The following is a 16607-nucleotide window of genomic DNA, read 5'->3' on the forward strand; positions in this document are numbered from 1 at the left end:
GGCGTCAATCAGTATTTGGGGACTTATTGGAGAATAGTGCCGCAAGGCTAAGGCTCATCCACATATAGGCAGCACGTTTGATAACGGCAGTCCAATCCTTAGAGTTTCCTCTGTTACCTTCAAACTGTGTTCCACAGGCTTTACACTGGCAGCCTCCCCTGCTCAGCTTGTTGGTCCACATGTCGTATACCCTCGCCGGCCCGCTTGACCTACTTCTGCTTCCTAGCTGGCTCGTATCAGTCGAGCCGGCTGGTGTCGTTTTAGAAAACCATGCGCTGGGTATCCGCGACGGACGCATCGTATTGATCGCACCGCGCGAGGCCGCCACGAAGTACGCAACAAAGGAGACACGTGATCTTGCAGGAATGCTTTTAGCGCCCGGGCTTGTCAATGCGCATGGCCATGCGGCGATGACTTTGTTCCGCGGGCTGGCTGACGACCTACCTCTGATGACATGGTTGCGTGAGCATATTTGGCCGGCGGAAAGCAGGTGGGTCGACGAAGCGTTTGTGCATGCGGGTAGCGAGCTAGCGATAGCCGAGCAGCTACAGAGCGGCATTACCTGTTTTTCCGACATGTACTTCTTTCCAGAAGTCGTCAGTCAACTCGTTCATGACAACGGAATCAGGGCACAGATAACCATTCCGGTATTGGACTTCCCAATCCCTGGCGCGCGAGACGCCAATGAGGCGCTACGCAAGGGCGTAGCGCTGTTTGATGATCTCAAACATCATCCCAGACTGAGCATCGCCTTTGGCCCACATGCACCGTATTCAGTCGCGGACGATAAGCTAGAAAGCATCCGCACGCTCGTGGCGGAAATGGACATCGGCATTCATATGCATGTCCACGAAACTGCACACGAGGTGGAAGAGGCTCTCAGCAAGCATGGCGAGCGGCCACTCGCGCGACTGGCCCGCCTGCAGCTCCTGGGCCCGCGCTTCCAAGCGGTTCATATGACCCAGATCGATGACGGCGATATTGCCCTGCTGGTTGAAAACAACTGCAGCGTGATCCACTGCCCCGAGTCCAATCTAAAGCTGGCAAGCGGCTTCTGCCCAGTGGAGCGCTTGTGGGAGGCTGGCATCAACGTCGCAATCGGCACCGATGGTGCCGCCAGCAACAATGATCTCGATCTGCTGGGTGAAACACGCACCGCCGCGCTGTTAGCAAAAGCCGTCGCGGGCTCGGCTACAGCGCTCGACGCTCACAGAGCACTCCGCATGGCTACGCTCAATGGCGCTCGCGCGCTTGGGCTGGACGAGCATACTGGTTCGCTAGAGATCGGAAAGTTTGCCGACATGGTAGCGTTCGATTTGTCGCGCCTTGCGCAACAGCCTATTTATGATCCGGTATCCCAGCTGATCTACTCCAGCGGCCGAGACTGTGTACGCCATGTATGGGTGGGCGGCAAGCAACTATTGGATGATCGTCAGCTGACGCGCATGGACGAAGATCGTCTTATAGCAACAGCCCAAGAGTGGGGAAAGAAGATTGGTTCCAAGCGCTGAGCCCAAAGAGGACCGGCGCCCCGTGACAAATTGACGTACACAATGCACCTCACCATAGCCCCTTCGTCTGATGGAAGCTGGCAACATGAGCATTTGCAGCTCAAGCTTCTCCTTCAAGCTTTCAAACGGAATAGATCATGAGCAACGTCGACCATGCCGAAATCGCCAAATTCGAAGCCCTTGCTCACCGCTGGTGGGACCGTGAAAGTGAGTTCAAGCCACTGCACGAGATCAATCCGCTTCGGGTGAACTGGATCGACGAACATTTTCCATTGGCTGGCAAGAAGGTTCTAGACGTGGGCTGCGGTGGCGGGATTCTCAGTGAAGCCATGGCCCAGCGCGGCGCTACGGTGACCGGCATCGACATGGGCGAAGCCCCTCTATCGGTTGCCCGGCTACATCTGCTCGAATCAGGCCTCGAAATCGATTACCAGCAGATCACCGCAGAAGAGCTTGCCGAAGAGCGTCCGGAACAGTTCGATGTAGTGACATGTCTGGAGATGTTAGAGCACGTACCCGATCCAGCTTCGGTGATCCGCGCTTGCTATAAGATGGTGAAACCTGGCGGGCAAGTATTTTTCTCCACGATCAACCGCAACCCTAAGGCCTATGCTTTCGCCATCATCGGGGCAGAATATCTGCTACAACTTCTGCCGCGCGGTACCCATGATTACCGGAAGTTCATTCGCCCTTCAGAACTCGGCGTTTGGAGCCGTGAAGTCGGGCTTGCAGTCAAGAACATCATTGGCCTGACTTACAACCCGTTAACCAAACACTACAAACTCTCATCGGACGTAGATGTGAACTACATGGTCCAGACGCTACGGGAGGCCTAATGCGTCTGCACGCTGTTTTATTCGATATGGACGGAACGCTACTCGATACCGCGCCCGATTTTATTGCTGTCGCCCAGGCCATGCGATTCGCCCGCGGCCTTGATCGTATTCCAGATCAGCAGGTTCGTGACGTCGTCTCTGGAGGAGCCCGAGCGATGGTGCTCAGTGCTTTCGATATCGACCCGCTATCAGACGAGTTCGAAACCCTACGCCTGGAGTTTCTGGACCGCTATCAAGACCATTGCGCGGTTGAAAGCCAGCTCTATGACGGCATGGCGGAACTGCTGGCCGATATCGAGCGGGCGGGCCTGCTATGGGGCGTCGTGACTAACAAGCCGTTGCGCTTCGCCGAGCCAATCATGCAACACTTGGGCCTTGCATCCCGCTCCGCAGTGCTGGTCTGTCCCGATCATGTCAGCAGAAGTAAACCAGATCCGGAGCCGATGCTGCTGGCATGTAGCCAACTGGGTCTCGACCCACTGACGGTTCTGTTCGTGGGTGACGACCTGCGCGACATCGAATCGGGACGTGCAGCTGGCAGCCGAACGGCTGCGGTACGCTATGGATATATTCACCCCGAAGACAACCCGGACACCTGGGGCGCGGACGTAGTCGTCGATCACCCGCTCGAACTGCGTGCCGTGTTGGCTAATGCGCTTGGCAGCAGCTGACTGCCCATACCTCCCTTTTTTTGTTAACAACCGCTGGGTAATCGCCCTAGTTCTGAATAAATGAGGCTTTAGATGTTCGAGTACTCAGCCCGCCCCGACCTGCTAAAGGATCGGATCATCGTAGTGACCGGCGCTGGTCGCGGAATTGGCGAAGCCGTAGCAAAAGCCTACGCAGCCCATGGGGCTACCGTTCTGCTGTTGGGCAAGAATGAAGAAAACCTCAACAAGGTCTACGACGAGATCGAGGCCGCCGGCTGGCCGCAACCAGCCGTAATACCGCTCAATTTGGAAACCGCGCTGCCGCATCAATACGACGAGCTCGCAGCAATGATCGAGCGTGAATTCGGACGGCTGGACGGCCTGTTACACAATGCAGGAATTGTCGGCCCGCGCACGCCGATCGAACAACTGTCCGGCGAAAACTTCATGCGAGTGATGCAGGTGAATGTCAACGCAGCCTTTATGCTCACCAGCACACTGCTGCCTCTGCTCAAATTGTCGACTGATGCTTCGGTGATATTCACGTCGAGCAGCGTTGGACGAAAAGGCCGAGCCTACTGGGGCGGCTATGCAGTATCGAAGTTCGCCACGGAAGGGCTAATGCAAGTATTGGCGGACGAGCTCGACGGGGTAAGTTCCGTGCGTAGCAATAGCATCAACCCAGGCGCGACCCGCACGGATATGCGTGCAAAGGCCTATCCGGGCGAAAATCCGGTCTTAAATCCGCTGCCGCAGGACATCCTGCCGGCTTATCTGTATCTCATGGGAGCGGATAGTATTGGCGTAAATGGACAGGCACTAGACGCCCAGTAACCCAAACAACAACAAAACGAAAAAGGGCGAGGCCACCACCGGCCTCGCCCTTTTCTATGCATTACGCTTTGGTCATCATGGACGCTTGGAGCGATCGCCACGACCGAAGCCAGGGCGTTGTCCCTCGCTGGCCGGCGGGCCACTGCGCTTGGTCGACGATGGCTTGCCGCCTACACGCCCAGGATGTTTACCAGGGCCTGCGGCGTTCGGTCGCTCCGCCACTGGCGTGCCGCGGCTTGGCTTGTTGCGCTCGTCGGAATCACGCGGCTTGCGTGCCGGCTGATCGCCGCGGGCACCGCGGCCCTTGCCGCCATCACTGGACACATCAGCATCATGGGCCGAGCGAAGCACCCTAGGGCGACGGTCGCCGCGTCCGATGGGCTTGGCCACCTTGCGCTGCATACGATCAAGTTTGTCCTTGGCCTTTGCCTTCATCCCCGGCAGAGCCATCGGCTTGAGGCCGACCTCCTCGCTGAGAATGTCGACTTCGCTTTGGGACATCTCGCGCCAGCGCCCCATCGGTAGATCGGATGTCATGAATACCGGGCCGAACCGCACGCGTTTCAGACGGCTGACTACCAACCCCTGGGATTCCCAGAGACGGCGAACCTCACGGTTACGGCCTTCCATCACCACGCAGTGGTACCAATGGTTAAAGCCTTCCCCCCCAGGTGCTTCCTGAATATCGGTAAAGCGCGCTGGACCGTCTTCGAGCATAACGCCGGTCTTCAGACGCTCAATCATTTCGTCATCAACCTCACCACGTACCCGCACCGCATACTCCCGATCCATCTCGTACGAAGGATGCATCAGGCGATTGGCCAGCTCGCCATCCGTGGTGAACAGCAGCAGACCGGTGGTATTGATATCGAGCCGTCCGATATTGATCCAACGACCTTCCTTCGGACGAGGCAGGCGATCGAATACAGTCGGGCGGCCTTCGGGATCGTCACGGGTACAAATCTCGCCATCGGGCTTGTTGTAGATCAGCACGCGGCGGACCACTTCAGCGGCTTCTTCTCGTTTGAGTAGGCGCCCATCTACCGCGATGGCGTCATGCAAATCGACACGCTGGCCGAGAGTCGCGATGGCACCGTTGACCTTGACCCGGCCAGCGGCAATCCAATTTTCCACGTCGCGCCGCGAAGCCAGGCCGATGCGGGCAAGGACCTTCTGCAGCTTTTCGCCGTGGGCAATATGAGGGGTTGAATCTTCGTGTTCGGTCATCTGGGCACCTCCCGGTGTGGCAGTTCCGATAGAAAGGTCGCGCACTATACGCGTAACGGGTCAGTGAAGCACTAGAGAGGTTAGCAGCCCAGACAAGCCTCGCGCGGCCAGCTTCCACGCGCGGCGATGTCTGCTTTTCTCAGGCTTTGTCCAGCGCAGCCAGAGCTTCCGCTGTGGCCTGCTGAATGCTTGCCCAGTCGTTGTTCTTCAGTGCAGCGGCATCAATCATCCAGGTACCGCCAACGCACATTACGTTGGGGAGCGCCAGGTACTGCGATGCGTTAGCGGCACTGACTCCTCCGGTTGGGCAAAAGCGCACATCAGCGAAAGGTCCGCCGAGCGCCTTGATCGCAGCGACGCCACCACACACCTCGGCCGGGAACAGCTTGAAGCGGCGATAACCGAGCGCATAGCCGCGCATGATGTCCGATGCGTTGCTAATGCCGGCCAGCAGCGGCACCGAACAGTTCACCCCGGCTTGTAGCAGCTCATCCGTGGAACCGGGCGAGACGATGAACTGAGCTCCAGCCGCCTCGACCTCATCCATCATGCGCTTGTCGAGCACCGTCCCGGCGCCTACACAGAGTTCGGGTCGCTCTTGGCGCAAACGCTGGATGGCGGTGAGCCCGTGCTTCGAGCGCAGGGTAATCTCCAGCGCCTTCAGCCCGCCTGCGGCAAGGGCGTCGGCCAACGGCAGGATCTGATCCTCGCTGCCGATGGTGATTACCGGAAGGATGCGGGCTTCGGTACATATCTTCTCGATCAGCGCGTTTTTCTGGTCCATAGTCATGGAAAAGTCCTCGGGCCTTACGGGCACCAGTAGATCTCTAAGGGGGAATGCAGGAATGCGCGGATCGGCATCTGCAAGGTTTCGAGCCGCATGGCCTGACGCAACGTCTCGAGCTTGGACGACCCCTGGATCGCCAGACACTGGACCCGGGCAGACGCCAATAGCGAATAGGTCATGGTGATGCGCTGCTCCGGGCTGGTAGGCGCCAGCATTGGCAGGCAATGGTCGGTTCCGTCGACATCGAGCCCCTGCGCAAGCAGCGGGCTATTTGGAAACAACGAGGCGGTATGACCGTCGTTGCCCATGCCGAGCACCAGTACGTCGATAGGCTGCTTGAAGCTTTCCAACCGGTCACTTGCCAACTTGGCCGCCTGCTCCAGCGTATCGGCCGGCTGATAAAGGCCGAGCAGTTGCGCGTCGGCGGCCTCGTTCTGCAACAAGTGGCGCCGCAGTAAGCCTTCGTTGCTATCTGGATCGGCTACGTCGACCCAGCGCTCATCCGCGAGACTGACCTGCACCTTCGCCCAGTCCAGCTCACGGGTCGAGAGCGCCTCAAGGAACGCGGTAGGGCTGCGTCCACCCGACACCACCAGACTGGCGCTGCCATGGGAATTCACGGCGTAATCCAGCGCTTTCGCGACCCGCTCGGCCAGCGCCTGTGCCAGCTGTTCAGGACCGGCAAGGCTATGCGCGACTACATCCGACGGTAGCTCCAGCTCAGAGATCGCCATACCAGGACCTCCCATCACGCGTGATCAAGGCAATGGATGCGACGGGCCCCCAGGATCCGGCTGGGTAAGCCTTCGGCGCATCACCAATACGTGACCAGCCATCGATCAGCTGATCGCACCATTTCCAGGCGTATTCGATCTCGTCCTTACGCACGAACAGGTTCTGATTACCTTGCATGACCTCAAGCAGCAAACGCTCGTAGGCATCAGGAATGCGCGAGCTCTTATAGGTCTCGGAGAAGTTCAGTTGCAAAGGGCCGCTGCGAAGATGCATGCCTTTATCGAGCCCCTGCTCCTTCGTCATCACTTGCAGCGAGATGCCCTCGTCCGGCTGCAGACGAATAATCAGCCGGTTGCTGATCAACGAACGCTGTTCCGGCGCAAAGATATAAAACGGCGGCTCCTTGAAATGGATAACGATCTGCGAAACCTTTTCGCCCATGCGCTTGCCGGTCCGCAGATAGAAAGGCACACCAGACCAGCGCCAATTACAGATATCGGCGCGCAGCGCGACAAAGGTCTCCGTGCTGCTTTCGGCGTTGGAGTTTTCTTCCTCCAGATAACCAGGAACCGCCTTACCCGCGACCGAACCGGCGACGTACTGGCCGCGCACTACTTGCTTGCTTAGCCGCTCCGGCGTGATCGGCGCCAACGCCTTTAGTACCTTGACCTTCTCATCGCGGATACTGTCGGCCGTGAGATCGCTTGGCGGGTCCATCGCGATCAGGCACAGCAGCTGAAGCAGGTGATTCTGGATCATGTCGCGCAGCTGTCCGGCCTGGTCGAAATAGCCCCATCGCCCTTCGATGCCAACGGTCTCCGCGACGGTGATCTCCACATGGGAGATGTGATGCTGATTCCACTGCGTCTCGAACAGGCTGTTAGCAAAGCGCAGCGCGATCAGGTTCTGCACTGTTTCCTTGCCAAGATAGTGGTCGATCCGGTAAATGCGCGTCTCGGGAAAATATTGCGCCACCGCATCGTTAACTACCCGCGAAGACTCGAGGTCGTGACCGATCGGCTTTTCCAGCACGACGCGCGTCTGCTCGGCCAATCCGGCCGCTGCGAGGTGCTCACAGATCGATCCGTAAACCGACGCAGGCGTGGCGAAATAGGCGATCAGCGGCATGTCAGGGGAGACCATTTGCGCCAGCGCTGCATAATCCTCAGCGTTGCGGAAATCGATGGTCAGGTACTGCAGCCGCGCCTGAAACCGGGTGAGCGCTGTTTCGTCCAGCTGCGCAGCCGGAGCATAGCGACGCAAGGCTTGGTCGATTCGCTCGAGATGAGTCGACGGCTCACCTTGGTCGCGTGAGAGCGCCAGGATGCGTGTGTCACTATTGAGCAGTCCCGCACGCTCGAGCTGGTAAAGTGCCGGAAACAGCTTGCGCAGCGCCAGATCGCCCAAGGCGCCGAACAAAGCAAAGTTGGTCGCGTCAACAGTAATAGCAGGCATGATTTTTATATTAACCAAATTAAGCTGCGTGACAGGTTTATCTGCGCAGTTTAAGCACAAAATGTTGTTATTAAAACAACATCAAACGATTTTTTCGCACATCGAGCTCGCTATTATCAGCGGCACGGACGCGAGCCCCTGAAGGAAGAGACATGGATCGCATGAAAAATCTCTTGGAACAGATAAAAAATAGGCTCGATGAGCTGAACAAGGCGGAGCGAAAGGTTGCAGAAGTGATCCTGCGTGATCCCCAGGAAGCGACCCGCTACAGCATTGCAGCGCTGGCGCAGGCGGCAAAGGTCAGCGAACCAACGGTAAATCGTTTCTGCCGATCGTTTGGTGCTGCAGGCTATCCGGCGCTGAAGCTTCAATTGGCGCAAAGTCTGGCCAGCGGTGCCGCTTACGTCAGCCGCGCGGTCGAAGCAAATGACGGGCCTGAGGCATATACGAGAAAAATCTTCGGCAGCGCCATCGCGTCCCTCGACAGTGCCTGCCGCGCAATCGATCCACTGGTGGTGAGCCATGCGGTGGACCTGATGATTCAGGCCCGCCAGATTCATTTCTTCGGACTGGGCGCATCGGCATCCGTGGCACTGGATGCTCAGCACAAGTTTTTCCGATTCAACCTGCCAGTGACCGCGCATGTGGATGTATTGATGCAGCGAATGCTCGCATCGGTGGCCCATACCGGTGACCTGTTCGTGATCATTTCCTACACCGGTCGGACCCGAGAATTGGTGGAAGCAGCGACGATTGCCCGTGACAACGGTGCTTCCGTACTGGGGCTGACCGCAGCGGATTCACCACTCGCCAGGGTCTGCACGCTGAGCCTGGATATTCCGCTGCCGGAAGATACCGACATCTATATGCCGATGACCTCGCGAATCATCCAATTAACGGTACTCGACGCATTGGCCGCTGGCGTGACGCTGCGGCGCGGCGTCGATTTTCAACCGCATTTGCGCAAGATAAAGGAAAGTCTGATGGCGACCCGCTATCCGACCGAGGACAGCTGATCACTTCTTTTTCTTTTTTGCCTTGCCCAACGCCTTGAGCCGGCTGGCGGCCACTTCGTTGACCGCCTTGCGCTCCTTGTTCTTCATACCCTTCCAGGCTTTCATCTCGTCCCGGCTCCGACCGCAGCCGATGCAGATATCGTCTTTGAGTTTGCAAACGCTGACGCATGGATTCTTCGCCTTGTCGCCCAAAAACCACCTCCGGTTTAGCTGGGGCCCTACCGCTTACCGCTCAGTAGAGGCCCCCGCCGTCTGGAGGTTCTAACGGAATTAGGCTATCGGCTCGATCAATCCCACCAGTATTCGACCTGTACACCGAAATTGGAGCCGTGCTGGGCGTTATCGAACGCGCCGGTATCGGACAACGCGCTCCCGGCCGCCATCAGATTCGCCGCTTCCTGCGCAGCGTCGTTCCACTGAGCGTAGGTGTAGTACAGGCGGAATTCCGGGCGAGCCCAAAAATCCGGCCCCGCCGGCGACCAGGTCGGTGCAACGGTAAATTTGGTCAGTTTGCGCGTGCCCTCCGGCGCATCGATCTGATCATGACCGACCTCTGCAACCAGCTTGAATTGCTCAGTCAACGCATAAACTGGACGGACGCCAACGGAAATCCAGTCCTGATCTCCGCCATCCTGACGCTTGTCCTTCTGATAGACCGCCTGAAACTGGCCACCGAAACGCGGCGTGACCTGCCAATCAAAGTATTCCACCACTCGCCAGCTCTTGGCGCTGCTGTCTAACGTGACGTCACCGGTATAGCCAAGCCCGGTACCCGGACCCTCGCCGTATTGCAGGGCGAAAGTGTTGCTGCCACCAAGAAAGCCGATTTGTTTGTGCTGAGCAGTAACCGACCAGCCGCTGTTGGCATCATCGCGGTCCGGTTCGTCGATATAACTGACACCGAACTCAAGCTCTCCGCCAGGGTTACTGTCGAAGCCGCCAACGTTGAAGTCGTGACGATTGATGTAATTTTCTTGGAACACGTTGTCCTTGCGGGAAAAGGCATAGCTGTATTTCAAGCCGCCAATTTCCATATCTTCGATACCGGCACCGGTTGCGCTCTGGTTCCAGTAGTAAAAGTCAGAAATATGAATGTCGTTCCGCTTGTAGAAGCGCCGCCCTGCCCAAAACGAGCCGTTATTCAGCGCCGGCACCTTGCTCCACTCAGCGTAGGCCTGAACTAACCGGGCCCAGCCATGATCACCAGTGAATTTAGGCGTGTGATCGTATTCGTTGTACAGCGCAGCCATGCCCTCGACACTTAGCACCGAACCGTCGTCGAGCGTGAACAGGTCCTGCCGCAAACCCAACTCCGCATACTGTTCGCACTCGTTGCCCAGTCGGAACTTGGACGGTGCGCCTGGCAGCTGAAAACAGGCTTGCGATTCGCTAGCGCTCGATTCGCCGATACCGCTTCTTACATAGCCGTTGAAGTCCAGTGCCTGCGCAGCAAACGGCATGGCGAGACTGGCCAGCGACACCGCAAGGCCCAGGCGTGTGGTTTTTTTCATATCCGCTCCAATTAGCTCTTATTGTTGTTACTGCCGTTGGATCGAGCCGGGATAGGCTCTCCTTCCGATCCGCAAGCCCGCATCATGCGTGCTGCGGTTCGACTTTTACGGCCCCAGGGCACTCGCCTCGGGCCGCTGAAAAACCAGGACCATCAATAGCATTCAGACAGGTTCTGCGCCGGTACGCTGATATCCCGCGACCAAGCTTTTTTCCCACACCGAATCGATGACCGCATTCAGCGGGCAACCAGCCGCGTAACCGTTCCGTTGCGGCCCGTCGAGCCATTGCCGGGCGCTACGCCCAACCGCTCGCCGGTCTGGGCATCGAAGAGCAGCACCTTGTCGGGCTCGAACTGCAACGTCAGGCTTTCGCCGGGGCTTGGCGCAACGTCCGGTGCCAGGCGGCAGCAAACCTTGGTCTGATTGAGGCTGATAAAAATCATCGTATCCGGGCCGGTCGGCTCAATGACCTGCACTTCAGCTCGCAACGATGGCAAGCTGCTCTGTGCACCGGTGCTGATTTGCTCGGGCCGGATACCGAGCAGCACTTCGCGCCCTTCCAGCGAGTCGGCATCGACCAGGTTCAGCGGCAGCTCGCAGCGATCCTGACCGCTCTCAAGCAGTGCTCGCCAGCCACCGGGATCACGGCTCAGGCGCAGCGGGATGAAGTTCATCGGCGGGGACCCGATAAAGCTTGCGACGAACAAATTGGCCGGGCTGTTGTAGATCTCTTTTGGCGTGCCGAACTGCTGGACGATGCCATCCTTCATCACCGCTACCTTGTCGCCAAGCGTCATCGCCTCGATCTGGTCATGGGTGACATACACCGTGGTGGTCTTCAGGCGCTGGTGCATCAGCTTGATCTCGGTACGCATCTCCACACGCAACTTGGCATCGAGGTTCGACAGCGGTTCATCGAACAGATAGATCTTCGGGCGCCGCGCAAGGGCACGCCCCATCGCCACGCGCTGCTGCTGGCCTCCTGACAACTGCGAGGGCTTTCGTCCAAGCAGGTGTTCGATCTGCAGCAGCTTGGCCACTCTCGATACTTCTTCCTCGATCTTCACCGCCGGGACCTTGCGCATCTTCAGGCCGAAGGCGATGTTTTCATGCACGGTCATGGTCGGGTACAGCGCGTAGGACTGAAACACCATTGCGATGTCACGATCCTTCGGGCTGGCGGAACTGATGTCAGCGCCGTCGACGCGAATTTCGCCGCCGGTGATGTCCTCCAGACCGGCAATGCAGTTCATCAACGTGGATTTTCCGCAGCCGGACGGACCGACGAGGATCAGAAATTCACCGTCGTCAATTTTCAGATCAATGTCTTTCAGCGTGTCGTGGGCGCTTCCAGGATAGCTCTTGCGGACATTGCAGAGTTCAAGTGCAGCCATGGTCGTTCTCCTAACCCTTGACCGCGCCGGCCGTAAGCCCGCGCAGGAAATACTTGCCGGCGAGGATGTACACCACCAGCGTTGGCAGCCCCGCGATCATCGCGGCAGCCATATCGACGTTGTATTCCTTGGCGCCCGTGCTGGTGTTGACCAGGTTGTTCAGCGCCACGGTGATGGGCTGGGCGTCGCCGCTGGCGAACACCACGCCGAAAAGGAAGTCGTTCCAGATCTGGGTGAACTGCCAAATCAGGCAGACCATGATGATCGGTGTCGACATGGGCAGCAGGATTCGCCCGAAGATAGTGAAGAAACCTGCACCGTCCAGGCGCGCTGCACGGACCAGCGCATTTGGCACGCTCACGTAATAGTTGCGGAAGAACAACGTGGTGAAGGCGATGCCATAGACCACATGCACCAGCACCAAGCCGGCCGTGGTGTTGGCCAGACCGAACTTGCCAAGGGTGAACGAGGCTGGCAGCAGCACGGTCTGGAACGGCAGGAAGCAGCCGAACAGCAGCAGTCCGAAAAACAACTGTGAGCCACGGAAGCGCCACATCGACAACACGTAGCCATTCAGTGCGCCGATTGCCGTCGAGATCAGCACGGCAGGTACGGCGATTTTCACCGAGTTCCAGAAGAAGCCGTCGACCACGCCCCAGGCCTTGACCCAGCCGATCACGGTGAACACCTCGGGCCAGGACAACAGGTTGCCAGTGCGGATATCGTCGGGGGTCTTGAAGCTGGTCAGCAGCATCACCACCAGCGGCACCAGATACAACGCGACCGCCAGCAGCAACGTGGCATGGATAACCAGCCGGCTCGGGCTGAATGCTCTATTCATGGCGCTTGCCCCGCAGTTCCGAGTAGAGGTACGGCACCAGAATCGCCAGGATCGCGCCCAGCATCATCATCGCGCTGGCCGAGCCGATGCCCATCTGGCCACGGCTGAACGTGAAGTTATACATGAACATCGCAGGCAGGTCGGAGGCGTAACCGGGCCCTCCCCCGGTCATAGCCGCCACCAGATCGAAACTCTTGATCGCAATGTGCGCGAGGATCATCACCGCGCTGAAGAACACCGGCCGAAGGCTCGGCAGGATGATGCGCATGTAAATACTCGGCAGGCTGGCGCCGTCGATCTGCGCAGCACGCACGATGGATTGGTCGACACCGCGCAGGCCAGCGAGAAAGAGCGCCATGACGAAGCCGGAGGCTTGCCACACCGCCGCGATCACAAGGCAATAAACGACACGGTCCGGGTCGACCAGCCAGTCAAAGCGAAAACCTTCCCAGCCCCAGTCACGCAGCATCTTGTCGATACCGAGACCAGGGTTGAGCAGCCACTGCCACGCGGTCCCGGTGACGATCATAGACAGTGCCATCGGGTACAAATAGACAGTCCGGATAAAACCTTCACGGCGGATGCGCTGATCCAGCAACACCGCGAGAAACACGCCGATCACCAGACTGATGCCGATAAACAGGCCGCCAAACACCAGCAGGTTTTGGCTCGCCACCCACCAGCGGTCGTTTTCCATCAGGCGGGCGTATTGTTGCAAGCCGACCCACTTGTAGCTGGGCATAAAGCTGGAGTTGGTGAAGGACAGCACCAGCGTCCAGAGGATGTAGCCATAGAAGCCGACCAGGACCACCAACATGGTCGGCGCCACCACCAATTTAGGAAGCCAGCGCTGCAGCGCATCCAAGGGTGAGGCCTTGGGGAATACCATCGTGACACTCATCGGGCGTTACCAGTCAGAGATGTGAAATCCGGGCCGAACGCCCCCTCCGGCAGAAATGAAGTACTGCCGCGGGGCATTGCCGAAGGAGACGGGCCGGGTGCCGGCCCGCGTCAACCTATTGTGCGGATTTGATCGCTGCGTAGAGTTGAGCGCCAGCCTTGCTTGGGTCTGCGCTCTTCTCGCTCATGAAGTTGGTCACCACATCGAAGATGGCGCCCTGTACCGCCAGGTTGGTGGCCATGCTGTGCGCCATGCTCGGCTCCAGTTGACCATTCTTGTCGGCCTCCTTGAAGTCTTCCATCGACGCTTGGGCGCAGCTGTCGAACTTGCTCATGTCCAGGTCGGGGCGCACTGGAATCGAACCCTTGTTCTGGTTGAACACATACTGGAATTCGGGCTCCAGGGCGATCCTGGCCAAGGCATGCTGCGCCGCGATGTCGCCCTCGTCCTTGAGCTTGAACATGGCGATGGAATCGATGTTGTAGGTGTAGCTGCCAGCAGTTCCGGGCATCGGAACGCACTTGTAATCTTTGCCTGCCACTTTGCCGGCGGCGGTCCATTCGCTCTTCGCCCAGTCACCCATGATCTGCATTCCCGCCTTGCCGTTAATTACTTCGGCGGTGGCGAGGTTCCAGTCGCGGCCGGCACGGTTGTCGTCCATGTAGCTCTCGAGTTTCTTCAGCGCGGTAAACACTTCCGTCATCTGCGGACTGGTGAGGGTCGCCTCATCATGCTCTACGAATGCTTTGTGAAAGCCGTCAGCCCCCATGATGCCCAGCACGAGGCCTTCGAAGACGGTACTGTCCTGCCAAGGCTGACCACCATGGGCCAGCGGCACGAAGCCCGCCGCCTTGAGCTTGTCGCCAGCGGCATAGAGTTCTTCCAGGGTGGTGGGTACCTTCTCGACACCGGCCTTCTCAAATACTTTCGGGTTGATCCACAACCAGTTGACGCGGTGAATATTCACCGGCACCGCCACGTAGTGGCCATCGTATTTCATGGTGTCGGATACGGTCTTCGACAGCAGGTCATCCCAGTTGTTGGCCTCGGCCACTTCATCGAGCGGGCTCAACAGGTCCAAAGCGCCCCATTCCTGCAAGTCAGGGCCCTTGATCTGCGCCGCGCCCGGTGGATTACCGGATACCACGCGGGTCTTCAGTACGGTCATGGCCGCAGAACCCGCGCCACCAGCGACGGCGCTGTCCTTCCAGGTGAAACCGGCCTTGTCGACCAGATCGCGCAGCACGTTCACCGCGGCGGCTTCGCCACCGGACGTCCACCAGTGGACGACTTCGACAGTGCCCTTGGAGTCAGCTGCCAACGCAGAGAGAGGAAATAAAGAGGCAAGAGAAACAACAGTGGCTAGGCGAGTGATCGCGTTCATTTGAATACCTTTTCTTGTTGTTATGCATACAAGCCTAATGCTTGAGCTGCATTGGATTCTAAGTCGGGTGGATACCTGCAGACGTAACGAAGGGATGCGCATGTGTCACCGCTTCGTTACACAGCCGTCAGGGCTGTCGCCAGACTCGGTGTCAGAGGCAGGCGCGGCAAAAGCACGGCCTGGTAGGCGTGATAGAGATCGGGTTTGCCCGGCCAGATGCTGCTTGCCGGCTGGTTGTCGCTGTCGAGTTCATGGTGCCAGCTACCGCTCTGAAGATCGATGAGATGACTCGCAGAGAACTCCCAGATGCGCCGGTACCAGTCCTCATAAATCCGCTCTCCCGTTCGCCTGAGCAGTGCCGCAGCCGCTGCACTGGCTTCGGCATGCACCCAGTGCAAGCGCGCACGGACTACCGGCCGGCTCGCCCAGTCGAGGGTGTAAACCAGGCCAGGGGCTCCGTCCGCCTGCCAGGCGTCGCGGCTGGCACTGGCGAACAGCCCGCAAGCGTCTTGGAGCAACCATCCTGGCGCGGCGAGCCCGGCATGCTGCAACGCTGCTTCGAGGTGCAGCAGCAGACGCGCCCACTCGAAGCTATGGCCCGGCGTGCTGCCGTAGGGGCGAAATAGGTCGGCGCGGTTGTCGTCGTTGTAATCGGGCAACGCCTTCCAGTCGCAGTCGAAATGTTCAACCACCACATGACCGCGTGCCGCCGCATGTCCATGGATCAAACGCTCAGCGATGCGCAGAGCACGTTGCAGCCACACCGTGTCGCCGGTGGCATCGGCCAGGGCGAGAAATGCCTCAGTGCCGTGCATATTACTGTTGGCACCCCGGTACGCCTCCTCCTGCTTCCAGTCGCGGCTCAGGCTTTCACGCAAAGCGCCCTCCTCTTCGCTCCAGAAGTGCGTCTCGAGGACAGCTATCGCGTCGTCCAGCAGCGCCGGAGCCGCAGGCCGGTCCGCAACCGCCGCAGAACTGGCTGCCAAAGCGACGAACGCATGCAAGTAAGCCGTCTTTTCACCCTTGCCCGTTGCGTCGGCAAACCAGCCGCCGTATTCGGCATCGCGCAAGGCGCCTTGCAGCGCAGCGACGCCATGGTCGACCAGCTCGGCGTGTCCGGGGACACCTTGGATATGTGCCAAGGCGAAACAATGGGTCATGCGAGTGGTGTGGATCAACTCAGCGCAGGCCTGCGCCGGGAGTTGCCCGTTCGCATCGAGCGCGGCGAACCCCTGGTCCACTCGCGAAGCCCGGGCAAACGGCAGCAGGCGCATGCCTTCGCCAACCAGCCAAGCCAGATGAGCAGGCTTCTGCAGCCAGCTGTCGGGGTTCAATGCAGGTGTTGTCATTGTTCTTGTTCCATGCGGGCGGGTATCTCGTCGCCGACTCCACCAACGCCATGAGCGGGCAGCGTGGCGACAGTGAGCACCAGAATGAGTTCGGGCGGTTCAAAGGCAGAAGCGTGTTGCACAGGTGATTTGCGTGTCACTGGGCGGTTGTCATCAAGCGTACCGTTGCCGGAGTC

The 16607-nt window shown here is 58.8% G+C and carries 16 protein-coding genes; 5 read left to right on the forward strand and 11 right to left on the reverse strand.

Annotation, left to right across the window (positions count from 1 at the left end; translation table 11 throughout):
* Positions 1 to 179 precede the first annotated feature (179 nt).
* From NAV33_RS06640 to NAV33_RS06655, 4 genes are all read left to right on the forward strand, one after another.
* Complete coding sequence (locus tag NAV33_RS06640; protein WP_255978191.1) at positions 180 to 1511, forward strand: TRZ/ATZ family hydrolase; 1332 nt, start codon at positions 180 to 182, stop codon at positions 1509 to 1511.
* Between the two features lie 137 nt (positions 1512 to 1648).
* Positions 1649 to 2347: a bifunctional 2-polyprenyl-6-hydroxyphenol methylase/3-demethylubiquinol 3-O-methyltransferase UbiG gene (gene ubiG / locus NAV33_RS06645; RefSeq protein WP_255978193.1), complete on the forward strand. Its 699-nt coding sequence runs from the start codon at positions 1649 to 1651 to the stop codon at positions 2345 to 2347.
* Positions 2347 to 3018, forward strand: coding sequence for an N-acetylmuramic acid 6-phosphate phosphatase MupP (gene mupP / locus NAV33_RS06650; protein WP_255978195.1), 672 nt, complete (start codon positions 2347 to 2349; stop codon positions 3016 to 3018). Before ubiG ends, mupP begins: the two co-directional genes overlap by 1 nt.
* A gap of 72 nt (positions 3019 to 3090) precedes the next feature.
* Complete coding sequence (locus NAV33_RS06655) at positions 3091 to 3831, forward strand: YciK family oxidoreductase (RefSeq protein WP_255978197.1); 741 nt, start codon at positions 3091 to 3093, stop codon at positions 3829 to 3831.
* 75 nt (positions 3832 to 3906) lie between these two features.
* On the opposite strand, the gene rluB is transcribed toward NAV33_RS06655, so the two are convergent.
* From rluB to zwf, 4 genes are all read right to left on the reverse strand, one after another.
* Entirely contained in the window at positions 3907 to 5058 is a 1152-nt protein-coding gene (gene rluB, locus NAV33_RS06660; RefSeq protein WP_255978199.1) for a 23S rRNA pseudouridine(2605) synthase RluB, read from the reverse strand.
* 139 nt (positions 5059 to 5197) lie between these two features.
* Positions 5198 to 5848, reverse strand: coding sequence for a bifunctional 4-hydroxy-2-oxoglutarate aldolase/2-dehydro-3-deoxy-phosphogluconate aldolase (locus NAV33_RS06665; RefSeq protein WP_255978201.1), 651 nt, complete (start codon positions 5846 to 5848; stop codon positions 5198 to 5200).
* Between the two features lie 17 nt (positions 5849 to 5865).
* Positions 5866 to 6579, reverse strand: coding sequence for a 6-phosphogluconolactonase (gene pgl, locus NAV33_RS06670; RefSeq protein WP_255978203.1), 714 nt, complete (start codon positions 6577 to 6579; stop codon positions 5866 to 5868).
* Positions 6566 to 8035 (reverse strand): glucose-6-phosphate dehydrogenase, encoded by a 1470-nt coding sequence (gene zwf, locus NAV33_RS06675; RefSeq protein ID WP_255978205.1) that lies wholly within the window; start codon positions 8033 to 8035, stop codon positions 6566 to 6568. The genes pgl and zwf overlap by 14 nt, the downstream gene beginning before the upstream one ends.
* 152 nt (positions 8036 to 8187) lie before the next feature.
* Between zwf and NAV33_RS06680 the strand changes: the two genes are divergently transcribed.
* On the forward strand, positions 8188 to 9051 hold the full coding sequence (locus NAV33_RS06680) for a MurR/RpiR family transcriptional regulator (protein ID WP_272887263.1): 864 nt from the start codon (positions 8188 to 8190) through the stop codon (positions 9049 to 9051).
* On the opposite strand, the gene NAV33_RS06685 is transcribed toward NAV33_RS06680, so the two are convergent.
* The 7 genes from NAV33_RS06685 to NAV33_RS06715 all read right to left on the reverse strand — a co-directional run bounded on the left by NAV33_RS06685 (position 9052) and on the right by NAV33_RS06715 (position 16431).
* Positions 9052 to 9243 carry a DUF1289 domain-containing protein gene (locus NAV33_RS06685; RefSeq protein ID WP_255978207.1) on the reverse strand — a complete coding sequence of 64 codons (192 nt, stop codon included), beginning with the start codon at positions 9241 to 9243 and terminating at the stop codon, positions 9052 to 9054. It abuts the gene before it with no gap.
* A gap of 95 nt (positions 9244 to 9338) precedes the next feature.
* Complete coding sequence (locus tag NAV33_RS06690; RefSeq protein WP_255978209.1) at positions 9339 to 10562, reverse strand: maltoporin; 1224 nt, start codon at positions 10560 to 10562, stop codon at positions 9339 to 9341.
* A 236-nt stretch (positions 10563 to 10798) separates the two neighbouring features.
* Entirely contained in the window at positions 10799 to 11956 is a 1158-nt protein-coding gene (locus NAV33_RS06695) for an ABC transporter ATP-binding protein (protein ID WP_255978211.1), read from the reverse strand.
* Between the two features lie 10 nt (positions 11957 to 11966).
* On the reverse strand, positions 11967 to 12797 hold the full coding sequence (locus tag NAV33_RS06700) for a carbohydrate ABC transporter permease (protein WP_255978213.1): 831 nt from the start codon (positions 12795 to 12797) through the stop codon (positions 11967 to 11969).
* Complete coding sequence (locus tag NAV33_RS06705; RefSeq protein ID WP_255978215.1) at positions 12790 to 13698, reverse strand: carbohydrate ABC transporter permease; 909 nt, start codon at positions 13696 to 13698, stop codon at positions 12790 to 12792. The genes NAV33_RS06700 and NAV33_RS06705 overlap by 8 nt, the downstream gene beginning before the upstream one ends.
* Before the next feature lie 115 nt (positions 13699 to 13813).
* On the reverse strand, positions 13814 to 15082 hold the full coding sequence (locus NAV33_RS06710) for an ABC transporter substrate-binding protein (RefSeq protein WP_255978217.1): 1269 nt from the start codon (positions 15080 to 15082) through the stop codon (positions 13814 to 13816).
* A 116-nt stretch (positions 15083 to 15198) separates the two neighbouring features.
* Positions 15199 to 16431, reverse strand: coding sequence for an AGE family epimerase/isomerase (locus NAV33_RS06715; protein WP_255978219.1), 1233 nt, complete (start codon positions 16429 to 16431; stop codon positions 15199 to 15201).
* Positions 16432 to 16607: the final 176 nt, after the last annotated feature.

This window comes from Stutzerimonas stutzeri (assembly GCF_024448715.1).
GTDB classification, from domain to species: Bacteria; Pseudomonadota; Gammaproteobacteria; order Pseudomonadales; family Pseudomonadaceae; genus Stutzerimonas; species Stutzerimonas stutzeri_AR.